The sequence below is a fragment of the Glutamicibacter soli genome, from assembly GCF_052322135.1.
Classification (GTDB): Bacteria; Actinomycetota; Actinomycetes; order Actinomycetales; family Micrococcaceae; genus Glutamicibacter; species Glutamicibacter soli.
Genome location: NZ_CM125969.1, coordinates 928,763 through 944,438, shown reverse-complemented (window position 1 = coordinate 944,438; position 15,676 = coordinate 928,763). Strand labels below are relative to the sequence as shown.

At 65.0% G+C, this 15,676-nt stretch carries 13 protein-coding genes; 8 read left to right on the top strand and 5 right to left on the bottom strand.

The features are described 5' to 3' along the window. Positions 1-3: 3 nt before the first annotated feature. Positions 4-861 carry an SDR family oxidoreductase gene (locus ACTX90_RS04515; RefSeq protein WP_047118514.1) on the bottom strand — a complete coding sequence of 286 codons (858 nt, stop codon included), beginning with the start codon at positions 859-861 and terminating at the stop codon, positions 4-6. 195 nt (positions 862-1,056) lie between these two features. Between ACTX90_RS04515 and ACTX90_RS04510 the strand changes: the two genes are divergently transcribed. Together ACTX90_RS04510 and ACTX90_RS04505 are read left to right on the top strand one after the other, a co-directional pair. Then, the gene (locus ACTX90_RS04510) at positions 1,057-2,667 is read left to right on the top strand and encodes an acyl-CoA carboxylase subunit beta (protein ID WP_113606733.1); all 1,611 of its coding nucleotides are present in this window, start codon (positions 1,057-1,059) and stop codon (positions 2,665-2,667) included. Positions 2,668-2,716: 49 nt separating this feature from the next. After that, positions 2,717-2,938 (top strand): acyl-CoA carboxylase subunit epsilon, encoded by a 222-nt coding sequence (locus ACTX90_RS04505; RefSeq protein WP_113606734.1) that lies wholly within the window; start codon positions 2,717-2,719, stop codon positions 2,936-2,938. A gap of 103 nt (positions 2,939-3,041) precedes the next feature. Here the strand turns inward: ACTX90_RS04505 and ACTX90_RS04500 are convergent, their stop codons facing one another. Next, on the bottom strand, positions 3,042-3,614 hold the full coding sequence (locus ACTX90_RS04500; protein ID WP_113606735.1) for a TetR/AcrR family transcriptional regulator: 573 nt from the start codon (positions 3,612-3,614) through the stop codon (positions 3,042-3,044). A 39-nt stretch (positions 3,615-3,653) separates the two neighbouring features. Then, the gene (locus tag ACTX90_RS04495) at positions 3,654-4,874 is read right to left on the bottom strand and encodes a multidrug effflux MFS transporter (RefSeq protein WP_443443272.1); all 1,221 of its coding nucleotides are present in this window, start codon (positions 4,872-4,874) and stop codon (positions 3,654-3,656) included. Positions 4,875-5,056: 182 nt separating this feature from the next. Between ACTX90_RS04495 and ACTX90_RS04490 the strand changes: the two genes are divergently transcribed. Next, on the top strand, positions 5,057-6,727 hold the full coding sequence (locus tag ACTX90_RS04490) for a DUF885 domain-containing protein (protein ID WP_443443270.1): 1,671 nt from the start codon (positions 5,057-5,059) through the stop codon (positions 6,725-6,727). 91 nt (positions 6,728-6,818) lie between these two features. On the opposite strand, the gene ACTX90_RS04485 is transcribed toward ACTX90_RS04490, so the two are convergent. Both ACTX90_RS04485 and ACTX90_RS04480 read right to left on the bottom strand, forming a co-directional pair. Next, positions 6,819-7,208 carry a VOC family protein gene (locus ACTX90_RS04485; RefSeq protein ID WP_053797553.1) on the bottom strand — a complete coding sequence of 130 codons (390 nt, stop codon included), beginning with the start codon at positions 7,206-7,208 and terminating at the stop codon, positions 6,819-6,821. Next, on the bottom strand, positions 7,205-7,501 hold the full coding sequence (locus ACTX90_RS04480; RefSeq protein WP_053797552.1) for an ArsR/SmtB family transcription factor: 297 nt from the start codon (positions 7,499-7,501) through the stop codon (positions 7,205-7,207). Before ACTX90_RS04480 ends, ACTX90_RS04485 begins: the two co-directional genes overlap by 4 nt. A gap of 350 nt (positions 7,502-7,851) precedes the next feature. Between ACTX90_RS04480 and ACTX90_RS04475 the strand changes: the two genes are divergently transcribed. From ACTX90_RS04475 to ACTX90_RS04455, 5 genes are all read left to right on the top strand, one after another. Next, positions 7,852-9,180 (top strand): dicarboxylate/amino acid:cation symporter, encoded by a 1,329-nt coding sequence (locus ACTX90_RS04475; RefSeq protein ID WP_443443268.1) that lies wholly within the window; start codon positions 7,852-7,854, stop codon positions 9,178-9,180. 169 nt (positions 9,181-9,349) lie between these two features. Further along, the gene (locus tag ACTX90_RS04470; RefSeq protein WP_443443266.1) at positions 9,350-10,771 is read left to right on the top strand and encodes a heparan-alpha-glucosaminide N-acetyltransferase domain-containing protein; all 1,422 of its coding nucleotides are present in this window, start codon (positions 9,350-9,352) and stop codon (positions 10,769-10,771) included. An 80-nt stretch (positions 10,772-10,851) separates the two neighbouring features. Then, positions 10,852-11,523, top strand: coding sequence for a TetR family transcriptional regulator (locus tag ACTX90_RS04465; protein WP_052772276.1), 672 nt, complete (start codon positions 10,852-10,854; stop codon positions 11,521-11,523). Positions 11,524-11,527: 4 nt separating this feature from the next. Beyond that, entirely contained in the window at positions 11,528-14,998 is a 3,471-nt protein-coding gene (locus ACTX90_RS04460; protein ID WP_443443264.1) for an MMPL family transporter, read from the top strand. Beyond that, positions 14,995-15,636 carry a Maf family protein gene (locus ACTX90_RS04455; protein WP_424678910.1) on the top strand — a complete coding sequence of 214 codons (642 nt, stop codon included), beginning with the start codon at positions 14,995-14,997 and terminating at the stop codon, positions 15,634-15,636. The genes ACTX90_RS04460 and ACTX90_RS04455 overlap by 4 nt, the downstream gene beginning before the upstream one ends. The last annotated feature ends 40 nt before the right edge of the window (positions 15,637-15,676 follow it).

Below are 15,676 nucleotides of genomic sequence, written 5' to 3'. Positions count from 1 at the left end.
GCTTTACAGGAAGATGTCTTCCACCAGCGGAACCTCGGGATCCAGCGCATAGCCGCTCAAGTCGTCGACCCCGGCCAGCTTCAGCACCTGGCCGTCGGTGAAGAAATTGCCGCTGACTCCGGCAGGATCGCTGGAGAGGATCGCCATGGCGGCGTCCGCAACGATGTCCGCGCTGCGCGCGCCGTGGACCATCTGCTGGCCGCCTGGCAGGTTGCGGATCGCGGCGGTGTCGATCAGCGTCTCCGGCCACAGGGAGTTCACCGCGATGCCGGCGTCCTTGAGCTCTTCGGCCAGGCCCAGCGTGGTCAGCGACATGCCGTACTTGGCCATGGTGTAGCCCAGGTGCATCCCTGCCCACTTGGGATCCAGGTTCAGGGGCGGGGAGAGCGTCAGGATGTGGGCGTGAGCGGACTCGCGCAGGTGCGGCAGCGCGGTCTTGGACAGCAGGAAGGTGCCGCGCACGTTGATGTCCTGCATGAGGTCGTAGCGTTTCATGTCCAGCTGGTCGGTTTTGGCCAGGTTGATCGCCGAGGCATTGTTCACCACGATGTCGATGCCGCCGAAGGCATCGATGGCTTGCTGCACCGCGCGCTGCACGTCCTCGTCCACCCGCACGTCGCCCACCACGGCCAGTCCTTTGCCACCGGCGTCGTTGATCTGCTGCACGGCGGTATGGATGGTGCCTTCCAGGCTTGGGTGCGGCGTGTCGGTTTTGGACAGCAGCACCACATTGGCACCCGCCCGGCCAGCGGCGGTCGCGATGGCCAGGCCGATGCCGCGGCTGCCGCCGCTCATCAGGATGGTGCGTCCGGCCAGCCGGGAATGCTCGGGGGCGATGAGGGTTCGCGATTCAATAGTCATGTGATCTAGGTTACGGCAGATGGGGCGCGCAAGCTACTGTTGAGTAACTTATTCTGGGGTGGGTCATGCTCAGGATTGCCCCAATTTGTAAGATTCCTACAAACAAACTGGCTGTTTTCCCAGTTAGACTGGCTTGGTTGGCAATTTTCTTGTGCCATTCCTACACAATGAGACCGATCCGAGGGAGACCAGGGCATGACGCAGGGCCGTACCGAGGCAGACGAAGCAATCGACCTGTCCACCACCGCCGGCAAGCTCGCTGAGTTCCGCCGCCGCCAAAAGCTCTCCGAAGCACCCAGTGGACAGGCAGCCGTCGAGAAGCAGCATGCGCGCGGCAAGCACACCGCCCGCGAGCGCATCGAGATGCTGCTGGACGAGGGTTCCTTCGTAGAATTCGATGCCTTGGCAGTCCACCGCTCGACCGCCTTCGGCATGGAGAAGAAGAAGCCGATGGGCGACGGCCTGGTCTCCGGCTACGGCACCGTGGACGGCCGCCAGGTCGCCGTCTACTCGCAGGACTTCACCGTCTACGGTGGTTCCCTCTCGCAGGTCAACGGCGAGAAGATCGTCAAGGTCCAGGAATTCGCGCTGCGCAATTCCTGCCCGGTCATCGGCATCCTGGACGGCGGCGGCGCCCGCATCCAGGAAGGCGTGGCCTCCCTGGCCATGTTCGCGGACATCTTCCGCAACAACGTGCACGCCTCCGGGGTGGTCCCGCAAATCTCGCTGATCATGGGCCCGAGCGCCGGCGGCGCCGCCTACTCCCCCGCGCTGACCGACTACGTGATCATGGTCGACAAGACCAGCCACATGTTCATCACCGGACCTGACGTCATCAAGACCGTCACCGGCGAGGAAATCGATATGGAGACCCTGGGCGGCGCGCGCCAGCACAACGCCAACACCGGCACCGCCACCTATCTGGCCGCCGATGAGGAAGACGCCATCGAGTTCTGCAAGGACCTGCTGGACTACCTGCCCTCCTCCAACCTCTCCGATGCGCTGATCGCCGAATTCGACGAAGAGCTGGAGGTCACCGAGGACGACCTGGAATTGGACACACTGATCCCGGACTCGGCCAACCAGCCCTACGACATGCGCACCGTCATCGAGTCCGTGGTGGACGACGGCCAGTTCTTCGAGATGCAGGCGCTGTACGCGCCAAACGTGCTGATCGGCTACGCCCGCATCGAGGGCCGCACCGTAGGCCTGGTGGCCAACCAGCCGATGCAGTTCGCCGGCACCCTGGACATCAACGCCTCGGAGAAGGCGGCGCGCTTCGTGCGCCACTGCGACGCCTTCAACATCCCGATCGTGACCCTGGTGGACGTGCCAGGCTTCCTGCCCGGCAAGGACCAGGAATTCCAGGGCATCATCCGCCGCGGCGCCAAGCTGCTCTTCGCCTACGCCGAGGCCACCGTGCCGAAGCTGACCGTGATCACCCGCAAGGCCTACGGCGGAGCGTACATCGTGATGGGCTCCAAGAAGCTGGGCGCGGATCTGAACCTTGCCTGGCCTACCGCGCAGATCGGCGTGATGGGCGCGCAGGGCGCGGTCAACATCCTGTACCGCCGCGACCTGGCGGCGGTGGAGGCCGAGGGCGGAGACGTCGAGGCGCGCCGCAAGCAGATCATCGACGACTACGAGGCCGAGCTGCTCAACCCGTACCAGGCCGCCGAGCTTGGCTACGTGGACGCGGTCATCGCCCCGAGCGAGACCCGCCTGCAGCTGGTACGCGGGCTGCGCGCGCTGCGCGAGAAGCACGCCACCCTGCCTCCGAAGAAGCACGGCAACATCCCGCTGTAAGGACCCTGCGGCACACACCCTTCTTCCACGACGCACAAGGAGTTCTCCCATGGATCAGCAGGCCCACGCCTCCGCTGCCGCGCAGCTGACCGTCACCCGCGGCAACCCGACGCCCGAAGAGCTGGCCGCGGTGACCGCGTTGCTGATGGCGCTGGACTGCCAGGAGCAGCAGACCGCACGCGCCGTGCCGGCGGCCAAGCGCGTGACGCGCTTGCGCAAGCGCAATGCGCTGAGCACCCCGCGCCTGTCCTGGAACCTGGGACGCCGCTAAACACGCCAGCGACAAGAATGCCGGAGCACCTCCCTTGGGATGCTCCGGCATTCTTGTCTGCACTATGACTGCATGGCCGCTTCGTGCCGGTGGCAATATTGCGTCACAGCGCCGCGGCGAACGTCCCCAGCATCCGGCGCATGGCATCGCGCCGCACCTCGAAGGTCTGCGGGGAGTTGTAGATCAACTCGACCTGCAGGCTGTCGACCACTCCGAGAAACGCCTCGGCCAGCAGAATCGCCCGGTCCTCCGCGAGGTTCGAGTCAAGGCCTTCCATAAAGGCCGCCCGAAGCTCGGACTCGTAGCCGCGGTACTTCTCGATGACCTGCTCGCGCAGGGCCACCGGCGGCGCGTAGACGGTCCGCAGCAGGAATTGGAAGTGCGGCGAACCGTCATAGCGCTCCTGGAGCCCGGAGATATAGCCGTCTCCCGGAACCTCCGAAGACCCGCCCCCTGCGGCCAGGGCCGCGCGGGCCACCACTTTCTCCTCGTCCAGCGCGGTTTCCAGCACCTGCAGGAACAACGCGTCCTTGCCGGCGAAGTGCGCATAAAGCGAGGGCTTGCGCATGCCCGCCCCCTCGGCGATGGCTGCCAGGGACGAGGCGTCGTAGCCGAACTGGGCGAAGTGCTTGACCGCGACGTCGCAGATCTTCTGGGCCGAGGGGGAAAGTGACATGGTGCGCTGAGTGCTCCGCTTGATCCGTGCTCGTGGTTCCTAGTGGCTTTCCAAATCGGTCAGCACCGGCGCCCGCTTGGCGCTGATACCCACAATAACAAGAGCCGCCGCCGCGCCCGCCATCAGGAATCCCAGCCAGGCAGGAACCCCGGCTTCGACCGCGAGGCCGGACAGCGGGGTGGCCGCCGAGGAAATGGTCAGCTGCAGCGCGCCGAGCAGGGCGGCGGTCGAACCCAGCGAAACGTCCTGCGAGCCCATGGCCAACGCCATCAGCGTCGACTCGGCAACCCCCAGGCCGAACAGGGAGAGGAACATGCCAGCCACGATGCCGCCCAGCCCCAGCCCGGCCGCATGCAGGGCGAAGGCCAGCACCGCCCCGCCCAGCACCAGCGCGGTGCCGATGAACGCGAACTTGGCCGCGCCCCAGCGGGAAACCATCCGCCCGGTGAGAATGGCGCCGAGCATCACTGCCAGCCCGGTGCAGCCGAAGAGCAGCCCGAACTGCCCTGCGTCCAGGCCGAACTCGCCCTGGTAGACGAACGGCGCGCCGCCGATGTAGCCGAACAGGAAAAAGAAGACCAAGGACAGCCCGAGCGTGGGCAGCAGGAAGGCAGGGTCCTTGGCGATGCGCGCGTAGGTGCGCAGGATTTCCCTCGGGCGAAGCTGGATCCGCGAGGATTTGGGAAGGGTTTCGGGCATGGTGAAGGTGGTGTTCACGGTGGCGATGGCGGTCAGGCCGGCCAGCACCAAAAACACCATGCGCCAGCCGAAGTGCTGGTCGATGAATCCGCCGGCGGTCGGTGCCAGCACCGGCACCAAACCCTCGATGGTCATCAGCAGGGCGAACAGCTGCGCCGCCCGCACCCCTTGGGCTGCGTCGCGCACCATGCTCAGCGCCACCACCAAGGTGAGCGCCGCGGCCAGCCCCTGCAGGGCACGAGCTCCGAGCAGAACCTCGAGGCTCGGGCTGCCGGCCGCCCACAAGGAGGCTGCGAGGAAAGCGACCAGCGCCGCCAGCAGCGGCTTGCGCCGGCCAAAGGCATCGGTGAGCGGGCCGAAGACCAGCTGCCCGACACCCATGGCGAGCAGGTAGACCGTCAAGGTCAGCTGGCCCATGGATTCAGTGCCCTTCAGGTCCGCGACGATGTCAGGAAGGGACGCAAGGTACATATCGGTGCCGGCCGGCCCCAAGATGGTGACCAGAGCCAGCGAGATGGCGAACCAGGCACCGACCTTGGCGGCGGTCTGGGTTGTGGGCATCTGCTTCTCCTCAAAAAGGTTGACGCGAGGTGATTCTCGATTCCTACCTACCGATAGGTAGGCAATAGTTAACCACCATAGCTCCGTTTCCTCCGAGGCGCCATTCAGACGCCGGTGGGCACCGTCGATTCATTTTCACTTCATCTCTTCAACATCTGTTTCAGATCAACTAGGCTTGCCGCATGAACAACGAGACATCACCTCGCGCCGCCACGGCCATCGACGCCGTAGCAGATGAACACTTCGAGCACACCCTGCGGATCTACCCGGACCTCGGGGCGGAACTGGGACTGCCCGGATACGAAAGCCTGTACGGCGACTACTCTCCCGAGGGAACCCGGCGCTACGCCGAGGCCGCCCGCAACACATTGGCCAAGCTCGGAGAGCTGCAGCCCGTGGACGACGTCGACAAGGTCACCCTCGATGCCATGCAGGAACGCCTGGGGCTGGAGTTGGAGATCATTGCCACCGGCCGCACCGAACTGAACAACATCGCCTGCCCGGCCCAGGGGATCCGCGCAATCTTCGACCTCATGCCGCAGGACTCGGCCGAGGACTTCGGGCATATCGCCCGGCGACTGGCGAATCTGCCGGCCGCCATGGACGGCTACATCGAGTCCCTGCGCGACTCTGCTTCCAAGGGGCTGGTCGCCGCACGCCGCCAGGTGAAGATCGTCATGGAGCAGTCGACGGACTACGCCAAGGACGGCGGCTTCTTCGACGAGCTGGCGGCTGACGGCGCCAAGCTGGACGCCTCGCTGAGCGAAGCCTTGGCCTCCGGCGCCGACGCATCCAAGGCTGCCTACCGCAAACTGGCCTCGGTCCTGGAAGACGAGCTGCTGCCCGCGGCCCCGGCCAAGGACGCCGTGGGACGCGAGCAGTATGCCCTCGCCTCGCGCGATTTCCTGGGCGCCGAAGTCGATCTCGAGGAGACCTACGCCTGGGGCGTCGAGGAGCTGGGCAGGATCATCGCCGAGCAGGAACGCGTGGCGCAGCAGATCAAGCCCGGTGCCTCCATCGCGGAGGCCAAGGAGATCCTGAACGCGGATCCGGAGCGCAAGCTGGCCGGCAAGGACGCGCTGCGCGAATGGATGCAGTCCAAGGCGGACGCCGCGGTCCGGGACCTGGCCGGAACACACTTCGACATCCCGGCGCCGATGGACCGCATCGAGTGCATGATCGCCCCGACCGAGGACGGCGGCATCTACTACACCGGCCCGTCCGAGGACTTCTCCCGCCCCGGACGCATGTGGTGGTCCATTCCGCCGGGCGAGGACGAGTTCACCACCTGGTCCGAACTCACCACGGTGTACCACGAGGGCGTTCCGGGCCACCACCTGCAGATCGGCACCGCGCAACTGCAGGCGGACACGCTGAACAAGTGGCGCCGCAACCTGTGCTGGGTTTCCGGACACGGCGAAGGCTGGGCCCTGTACTCGGAGCGGCTGATGCAGCAGCTGGGCTACCTGGACGACCCGGGAGACTACATGGGAATGCTCGGCGCGCAGCGGATGCGCGCGGCCCGCGTGGTCTTCGACATCGGTGTGCATCTCGAGCTGGAGATCCCCGCCGCATGGGGCGAAGGAATCTGGACCCCGGAGAAGGGCTACGACTTCCTGCGCGCCAACTTCGACGATTCCCCCGGACAGCTGGACTTCGAATTCACGCGCTACCTGGGCTGGCCGGGGCAGGCTCCGAGCTACAAGGTCGGGCAGCGCCTGTGGGAGCAGATCCGCGATGAGCTGGCCGCCCGCGAGGGCGAAAACTTCGATGTGCGGGCCTTCCACACCCGGGCGCTGAAGCTGGGTTCGGTCGGCCTGGACACGCTCAAGCGCGCACTGCTGGACGGCTGAGAAGCCGCCGGAAAACTTATATGAATGCGACAGGGTTCCCTCGACCACGCGGTCGAGGGAACCCTGTCGCCGTTTGCGGACTGCCGCGAATTCAGTCCTTGTAGTTGGACAGCTGGATTAGGTTGCCGCAGGTGTCATCGAAGACCGCGGTGGTGACCGGACCCATTTCCGTGGGCGGCTGGGTGAAGACGACACCCAGGGCAAGCATTCGCTCGTATTCGGCGTTGACATCCTCCACGGCAAAGGACGTGAATGGGATGCCGTCGCTGACCAGCGCTTCGCGGAACGGAGCCACCGCCGGGTGGCCGGAGGGCTCCAGCAGCAGCTCGGGACCGGCGAGCGCGTCCGGCGAGGTCAGCGTCAGCCAGCTGTCCTCCCCCACCGGGATGTCGTGCTTGACCACGAAACCCAGCACCTTGGTATAGAACTCGCGCGCCTTGGCTTGGTCGTCGACAAAGACGCTGGTGATATAGATCTTCATTGGTTCGTCCCTTGGTCGTTGGTATGGGTTTGCGGCCACCGTTCGGCGATCTCCCGCAGCGGAGCGGTATCCAGGTGGTGCAACTTATAGCGGCCCTCCCGGCGCGAGATGACCAGACCGGCTTCTTCCAGCACCGCCAGATGCTGCGAGACGGCCTGCCGGCTCATGGCCAGCTCGTGGATCATGGCCAGCCGCCCGCAGATTTCGAACAGGGTCTGGCCATCGCGCTGTGCGAGTTCGTCCATGATGATGCGCCGCGTGCTGTCTGCCAGAGCCTTGAATAGATCCGCCATGCAACGAGAATAGGCAAGCATCCACTTGCCTGTCAATGTTCGCGGCGAGGCTTTCCCCGCTTAGCGGAGACCTGTTGGCCGGAGCGCCGCGTTGTCAACCACCACCCGCGTTTAGCGTGTAGCGCTCACGTTTCATGCCGTCTAATCCAGCCGTCATATTTCGAAATCCCGGCAGGAAATTCCCCACTTGGCAGTGATCCGCGGCTCAATCCCGCTTTCCATGGGCGTTACAAATCACAGGAAATCCGCATTCGTCATGTTGCGTAACAGAAACTGCGCGCCCCGGGAATTTAAGGCCTACGGTGTGTGACATGTCAAAAACCGCACCTTCTTCCCGACTACCACGTTGGATGACAAGCTTTGGGCCGCAGATCATCGCGGCTCTCATTGTCGGCCTGCTGCTCGGCCTGGCCGCCAAGTACACCGGCAGCACTGCCGAACAGCCCAACGGTCTGGGTGAAGCCCTGCAGATCATTGGCTCAAGCTACGTGGCCCTGCTGCGCACGGCGGTCATACCGCTGATCTTCTTCGCTGTGGTCGCCTCGATTGCAAACCTCTCCAAGGTCACCAACGCGGCCCGACTGGCCTGGCAGACCCTGCTGTGGTTCGGCATCACCGCGCTGATCTCCGTGACCATCGGCATGGTCCTCGGACTGGTCTTCCAGCCGGGAGCCAACACCGGGCAAGGAACCCCGGAAGAGTACACCGGCAAGACCGGCGACTGGCTGGGCTTCCTCACTGGGTTGATCCCGTCGAACTTCCTGGGCCTGGGCGCCAGCACCCGGATGGAGGACGGCGTCGCCAGCACCTCGGTCAGCTTCAACGTGCTGCAGATCCTGGTGATCGCCATCGCCGTGGGCGTGGCGGCGCTGAAGGTCGGCAAGGCCGCCGAGCCGTTCCTGAACTTCTCCGCATCGATCCTGGCCATCATCCAGAAGGTGCTGTGGTGGATCATCCGTCTCGCGCCAATCGGCACCGTGGGCCTGATCGGCAACGCCGTCGCCACCTACGGCTGGGACACCATCGGCGCCCTGGGCAAGTTCACCCTGGCGATCTACGTCGGCCTGGCCCTGGTGCTCTTCGCGCTCTACCCGGTCCTGGTCCGCCTGCACGGCCTGTCCATCAAGCAGTACTTCTCCGGCGTCTGGCCGGCGGTCCAGCTGGGCTTCGTCTCACGCTCCTCGATCGGCACCCTGCCGCTGACCCAGCGCGTGACCGAGCGCAACCTCGGCGTGCCCTCGGGCTACGCTTCCTTCGCCGTGCCGCTGGGCGCCACCACCAAGATGGACGGCTGCGCCGCGATCTACCCGGCGATCTCCGCGATCTTCGTGGCCCAGTTCTTCCAGATCGACCTGACCCTGGCCGACTACCTGCTGATCGCCCTGGTTTCGGTTCTGGGCTCGGCGGCCACCGCTGGCACCACCGGCGCCATCGTGATGCTGACCCTGACGTTGTCAACCCTGGGCCTGCCGCTGGCCGGCGTCGGCCTGCTGCTGGCCGTGGATCCGATCGTGGACATGGGCCGCACCGCGGTCAACGTCGCCGGGCAGGCACTGGTCCCGACCATCGTCGCCAAGCGCGAGGACATCCTGGATCTGGATCTGTACAACGCGCCGCGCAACGGCAACCCGTTCGACGACGAGGCTTCCTCCGAGGAGCTGGAGCCGGCCAAGGCCTAGCTACCGAATATTCGCCGTCGTTTGACCACCAAACCCTTCGGGGTTTGGTGGTCACTTCAGTTAAGCCCCCCCCAGAGCTCTTGCCGGGAAATGGCAAAGCGATGTCAAGGCAATAAAAGTATCCAAATTGTTACAGGTCACACACGAAATCGACTATAAGATTCAGCTTGTGACGACCATCGAACAGAGCGAAGATCCGGTAGCTCCCGCGCATTCCCAGGCAAGCTTCCGAACCCGGCTGCAGAATTTTGGACGGCCCCCACGTGTCATGGGATTGGACCTGGCTCGCGGCTTGGCAATTCTGGGAATGGTCGTCGCGCACCTTGATACGCCCGAAGAAGTCGACTTGTTCGCACCGGGCACCTGGGGCGCGTTGGCCAACGGCCGGTCTTCTCTCCTTTTCGCCCTGCTGGCGGGCATCTCCATCAGCCTCATGACAGGAGGCAGGTCGCGCCCCTCGGCTGCTGAGCTCCCCCAGATCAGGCTTGCCATGTTGGGTCGAGGCGCCTTCATCTTTGCCATTGGCCTGGTCCTAGAATTGCTGAACACTCCCATCGCGGTGATCTTGACGATCTACGGAGTGCTTTACGTAGCGGCAATACCCTTTCTACGTTGGAGCGCAGGCAAACTATTGGTGTTGTCGGTTATTTGCGCTGTGCTGGGCCCCGCCACACGAGCAGTGTTGAAGACCGTCCTCTTGGAACCCTCCGCCCCCGGAGTCATGCTGACGTTCTTCGGCATCTACTCGGCCGCCGCCTGGCTGGCGCTGATCTTTGCGGGGATGGCCATTGGACAATTCCGACTTGCCTCAGCAGCCACGGCCGGCAAGCTCCTGGCCGCTGGAATGGTGCTGGCATTCATCGGCTATGGTGCAGCCCTCATCCCCGCGCCGGGATCCGTCACGCCATTCTTGGAAGAAAGCTTTGACGGTGAGGAGCTGATCGGTGATTCCAGCATGCCAATGCCCGAGTATGTGCCGGCAGAGAAACTCGATCTGGGCGGGATGTACTGTGAAGGCGAGCCCGGTTCCTACGTGAGCTGCGTGCCGCCGGAGGAGGTCCCCGAGCGGCAAAGCATGGATGAGCCGGGGCTTTCTTCAGACCAATGGCCCGATAGCTCCTCCTACGATGCTTCGTATTTCTCCGGCATGGGCTGGGCAGAGCTTGCGCAGACAATCAGCCCCGAAGAAATCGGGACCTCCGCATGGCTGGCGTTTTTCAGCCCAGAACCGCACTCCGGCGCCACTGCGGAAATTATCGGCTCGGGCGGGTTCGCCCTCATCGTTCTCGGCCTGTGTCTTCTGGTTGCTGCGCCGCTGCGCTGGATAGCTCTGCCCGTGGCCGCCATGGGCTCGATGCCGCTGACCGCCTACTGCGCCCATCTGGTCAGCTATTTTATTGCTGCCGGGCCCGGGGGCATGCTCATGTCGGATACGGCCTTGCCCCTCACCGTGATGGCGCTGTTGATCGGAAGCACCCTCTGGGCCATTTTCCTGGGACGCGGTCCGCTGGAGCGGCTGGCCGGCTTGTCAGCCCGTGCTATGGCTGGAGCCCCCAATCCAGTTCAGACCGGCAACCGCACCACGGAATAGCCGAAATCATCAGTGCCGCAATGCACGTTGCACTCATTTTTGTTTTGCACAGAGTGCAACTTTGCACGTAGTGTAAGTATGTGACTTCCCTCAGCGTCGGCAATCGCCGCGAAAAAAACAAGCAAGCCACCCTGCAGGCGATCGTCGCCGCCGCATCGGATCTCCTTCACGAGGGGCACGGCGCCGGCATCACCGCCACGCAGATCGCGGAGGCCGCCGGCATTTCCCGGCGCACGCTGTTCAACTACTTCCCCACGGTGGACGCGATCCTGTCCTACCCGCTGCATGCGGTGCTGGAAACCATGGTCGAGTCGATCAACGAGCTGACCGACACGATGCCGCTGATCGAGGCCATCGTGCTGGCGCTGAAATCCGACGAGGTCGCCAAGCTCCTGGGCCAGGTCGCCTTGTTCGGCGCCTATCTCAAGACAGATTCCCCGACCGGCTGCTACCCGGCCAACATGGACGAATGGCAGATCGCTACCACGGATGTCATCCAGCGGGTCGCCCGCCGTTATCCGCAGGCCGACAGCTTCTCCATCCGCGTGTTCACCCACGCCATCCTGGGCGCCGGACAGGCAGCCTTCGATGAATGGATCGAACGGCTCCCGAGCCCCAACGGATCCCCCATGGAACTCTCCGACGAGCTGGTCGCCGAGTTCCACCATCTGATCACCCAGGCGATGAAAACCCTCGACGAGGGATTCGCCGCCCTGCCCACCACCGCCGCGCTACCACTCCAGGAAGACTGATCCCATGGCTTCAATGCTTTACCGCCTCGCCCGGTGGGCTCATCGGCACCACTACCGCGTGATCGCGATGTGGCTCGCCGCGTTCATTTTCATCGGCGTTTCCGCCAGCCTCTTCATGGGGCAGCTGTCCAACACCTTCACCATCCCGGGCACCGAAACCCAGCGCACCCTGGACCGGATGAAGGAAGAGCTGCCGGATCTCGCCGGCGGCTCGGGCTCCATCGTGTTCCGCGAAAGCTCGGGCAAGCCGCTGAACGAAGCGCAGAAGCAGTCGATTGCCGACTCGCTGGAGCAGCTGGGCCTGCACCCGCAGGTGGTGGACGCCACGAGCCCGTTCAAGCTGCAGGAGCAGCTTGACGATGCAAAGCCTGAGCTGGACAAGGCGCAGCAGAAGCTGGTCGACGGGCAGAAGAAGCTGGACGACGGCAAAAAGCAGATCGCCGACGGCAAGCAGCAGCTGGCAGACGCCCAGCAGGACATCACCGACGGCTGGGCCGAGTACAACAAGGGCCAGGACCAGATCGCCGCCGGGCAGCCGCAGATCGATGCGGCCGCGGCGCAGCTGGCCACCGGCCGCGCCGAGCTGGAGCGGGCCGAAGCGCAGCTGACCAGCGGCCAGGCGCAGCTGGATGCCGGGCAGAAGAAGTACGACGCGGGCCTGCAGGAGTACAACGCCGGCCGCTCGCAGTACGACAAGGGACTAAAGCAGTTCCAGGCCGGAGAGAAGAAGCTCGACGCCGCCCAGGCCAAGATCGATGCCGGCGAGAAGGAACACCAGGCCGGGATGGAGGCAATCCTCCAGGGCCAGCCGCGCAGCAAGGTCGAGGCGCAGCTCGCGCAGGGCAAGACGCAGGCCACCGCCGGGCTGAAGGAAGCCGATCAGAAGCTCGCTGAATTCAATGCGGGAATCGCCCAGCTTGAACAGCAAATTCCGGTCCTCAAGGACCAGCTCGCAGCTGCAGAGCTAGCAGGCGACGTTGAGAAAATTACCGAGCTGAAGACCGCTCTCGCCACCGCAGAAGGCACTCTGGCCGGAATGCAGCAGCAGCGTCCGCAGGTCGAAGCAGCCGTACAGGAAGGCAAGGCCGAAGCCAATGCGGCACTTGCCGACATTGCCAAGGCCCAGGAGGGCTTGGCCAAGCTGGACGCCGCCCGCAAGCAGCTGGACGCCGGAGCCGCAGAGCTGAAGACCGGCCAGGCTGAACTGGACAAGAACCGCGGGAAGCTCGTGTCCGCCAAGACCGAACTGACCGGAGCGAAGTCCCAGCTGGACGCCGCCAAGTCGGAGCTCGCCGCCAACCGCGCCAAGCTGAACAGCGGCTGGGCCGAACTGCGTGCAGGCAAGTCCCAGCTGGCCGCCGGGCAGGCTGAATTCGACCAAAAAAAGGCGGAGTTCGAGGCAGGCAAGGCCGAGCTGGCCGCGGCCAAGACCAAGCTTGAAGAAGGCGAAGCGACCGTCAAGGAAAAGACCGCCGAGCTGGAGCAGGCGGAAAAGGACATTGCCACCGCCGAGAAGGACCTGGAATCAGGCCGGGCCGAGCTTGAGTTCGCTTCCCGCCAGGTCAACTCCAGCAATGGCATGCGCTTTGTCTCCGAGGACGGCAGCACCGCCGTCGCGCAGGTGACCTTCAAGGTGCAGACCGATGCGCTGACCACCTCCGAACGAGACATGATCACCGCCATCGCCGCCGGCCCGCAGGCCAACGGCGTCGAGGTGCTGTTCTCCAAGGAGATCCTGCAGGACATGTCCTCGATCTTCGGCGCGGCCGAAGTCATCGGCGTGGTGATTGCCGCGATCGTGCTGCTGGCAATGCTGGGCACGCTGGTCGCCGCCGGGCTGCCGCTGCTGCTGGCCATCCTCGGCGTCGGCGCCGGCGTGGGCACCACCTTGGCGTTCTCCTCGCTGATCGACATGGCCTCGATTACCCCCGCGCTGGCGCTCATGCTGGGTCTCGCGGTGGGCATCGACTACGCGTTGTTCATCATCCACCGGCACCGGTCGCAGCTGCTGGGCGGCATGGACGTGGGCGAATCCATCGCGCGCGCCGTGGGCACCAGCGGCAACGCGGTGGTCTTCGCCGGCCTGACCGTGATCATCGCGCTGGCTGCGCTGACCGTGCCGGGCTTGCCGTTCCTGAGCGTGCTGGGCCTCTCGGCCGCGTTCACCGTGCTCTGCTCGGTGCTGCTGAACATCACCTTGCTGCCGGCGCTGCTGTCGCTGGCCGGCAACCGGCTGGTCTCCAAGCGGGCCCGTGCCAAGGCCGCCGTCGAGGCGGAGAACCCGACGATCAAGGAACCGATCTCCTCGCGCTGGGTGCGCACGGTGACCAAGGTGGCCATCCCGGCCGTCCTGCTGGTGGTTGTGGTGCTCGGCGCCATCGCCCTGCCCTCGGCCCAGATGCGCACCGCGCTGCCGGACGGCAGTGCCGAGCCGGCCGACTCGCAGGCCTTCCAGGCCTTCGAGCAGACCAGCGACAAGTTCGGCGCCGGCTACAACGGCCCGCTGCTGGTCCTCGCGGACTTGCCGGAAGGACTGTCGCAGCGCGACGCCGACACCATGTCGCTGGACGTGGCGGATATGCTGCGCGACTACGACGGAGTGGTGGCTGCCATCCCCGTGACCATGACCGAGGACCGCACGCTGTCAGCGATCCAGGTCATCCCGACCGACGGCCCATCCTCGGAAGCCACCGAGGCGCTGGTGCACCAGCTGCGCGCGGACTACTCGAAGTTCCATGACGCCACCGGCGCCACGATCTCGCTGACCGGCCAAGTGGCCGCCCAGATCGACGTGTCGGAGAAGGTCACCGAGGCGCTGGTTCCGTACCTGGCCATCGTGGTGGGCCTGTCGCTGATCCTGCTGCTGCTGGTCTTCCGTTCAGTGGTGGTGCCGGTGCTGGCCACCGGCGGGTTCCTGCTGTCGCTGGCCGCGGCCTTCGGTGCCAGCGTCATGGTCTACCAGTTCGGCTGGATGGCCAGCGTCTTCGACGTGAACGTGCCCGGCCCGCTGCTCAGCTTCCTGCCGATCCTGCTGACCGGCATCCTGTTCGGACTCGCCATGGACTACCAGGTCTTCCTGGTCTCCGCGATGCGGGAGCGCTTCGCCCATGGCGAGCATGCCCGCGACGCGGTGCGCTCCGGATTCTCCATGGCCGCCCCGGTGGTCACAGCCGCCGCGCTGATCATGATCTCGGTGTTCGCAGGCTTCGTGTTCTCGCACCTGTCCATGATCCGCCCGCTGGGCTTCGCCCTGGCGGTGGGTGTGCTCTTCGACGCCTTCGTGGTGCGCATGACGCTGATCCCGGCGCTCATGCACCTGCTCGGCGACAAAGCCTGGTACCTTCCGAAGTGGCTGGACAAGATCCTGCCGGATGTCGACGTGGAAGGCTCCAAGCTGAACGCCATGCTTGAGGCCGAGGACAACAACAACCCGCATGGCGGCGCCGCCGGCGCCAAGGAGGATGTCACCGTATGAGTGAAGTCGTAGAGACTCCGGCGCGCTTGCTGCTCGCCTCCGCGTCCTGGGGCCGCAAGAAGGTGCTCACCGATGCAGGTCTGGCGTTCGATACCCAGGTGTCGAATGTCGATGAGGATGCAGTGCTCCAGTCCGCAGTGGACGAGCTCGGCCCGCGGACTCCGGCGCAAACAGCGTTGCTGCTGGCCAAGGCCAAGGCGGAGGATGTCGCAGCCGCTGACCACCGGGAAGGCACCCTGGTGCTCGGCTGCGATTCGGTGTTCGAGCTGGACGGCGTGGCCTACGGCAAACCGCACACTCCCGAGGTGGCGCGCGAGCGCTGGCAGCAGCTGAGCGGTTCGACCGGAGTCCTGCACTCGGGCCACTGGCTCATCGACACGGCCAACCCGGAGGCGGCCCAGGGCCGGATCTCCTCCACCGTGGTGCATTTTTCCACGGTCAGCGAGGCGGAGATCGAAGCCTACGTGGCCAGCGGGGAGCCGCTGCCCTGCGCCGGGGCATTCACCATTGACGGACTGGCGGCTTCCTTCATCGAGTCAATCGAGGGAAATTTCCAGAACGTTGTGGGGCTGGACGTTTCCACGCTTCGCGCCCTGCTGGGCCAAGCGGGTGTGCAGATCATCGACCTCTGGAAGTAGCATCCAGCTAGATCACCACAAAGCGGAGCCTGCCACGAAT

Bases quoted from the DNA above. Each gene is read 5' to 3' on its own strand.
- ACTX90_RS04515 (WP_047118514.1), bottom strand. From the start codon at position 861: ATGACTATTGAATCGCGAACCCTCATCGCCCCCGAGCATTCCCGGCTG.
- ACTX90_RS04510 (WP_113606733.1), top strand. From the start codon at position 1,057: ATGACGCAGGGCCGTACCGAGGCAGACGAAGCAATCGACCTGTCCACC.
- ACTX90_RS04505 (WP_113606734.1), top strand. From the start codon at position 2,717: ATGGATCAGCAGGCCCACGCCTCCGCTGCCGCGCAGCTGACCGTCACC.
- ACTX90_RS04500 (WP_113606735.1), bottom strand. From the start codon at position 3,614: ATGTCACTTTCCCCCTCGGCCCAGAAGATCTGCGACGTCGCGGTCAAG.
- ACTX90_RS04495 (WP_443443272.1), bottom strand. From the start codon at position 4,874: ATGCCCACAACCCAGACCGCCGCCAAGGTCGGTGCCTGGTTCGCCATC.
- ACTX90_RS04490 (WP_443443270.1), top strand. From the start codon at position 5,057: ATGAACAACGAGACATCACCTCGCGCCGCCACGGCCATCGACGCCGTA.
- ACTX90_RS04485 (WP_053797553.1), bottom strand. From the start codon at position 7,208: ATGAAGATCTATATCACCAGCGTCTTTGTCGACGACCAAGCCAAGGCG.
- ACTX90_RS04480 (WP_053797552.1), bottom strand. From the start codon at position 7,501: ATGGCGGATCTATTCAAGGCTCTGGCAGACAGCACGCGGCGCATCATC.
- ACTX90_RS04475 (WP_443443268.1), top strand. From the start codon at position 7,852: ATGACAAGCTTTGGGCCGCAGATCATCGCGGCTCTCATTGTCGGCCTG.
- ACTX90_RS04460 (WP_443443264.1), top strand. From the start codon at position 11,528: ATGGCTTCAATGCTTTACCGCCTCGCCCGGTGGGCTCATCGGCACCAC.
- ACTX90_RS04455 (WP_424678910.1), top strand. From the start codon at position 14,995: ATGAGTGAAGTCGTAGAGACTCCGGCGCGCTTGCTGCTCGCCTCCGCG.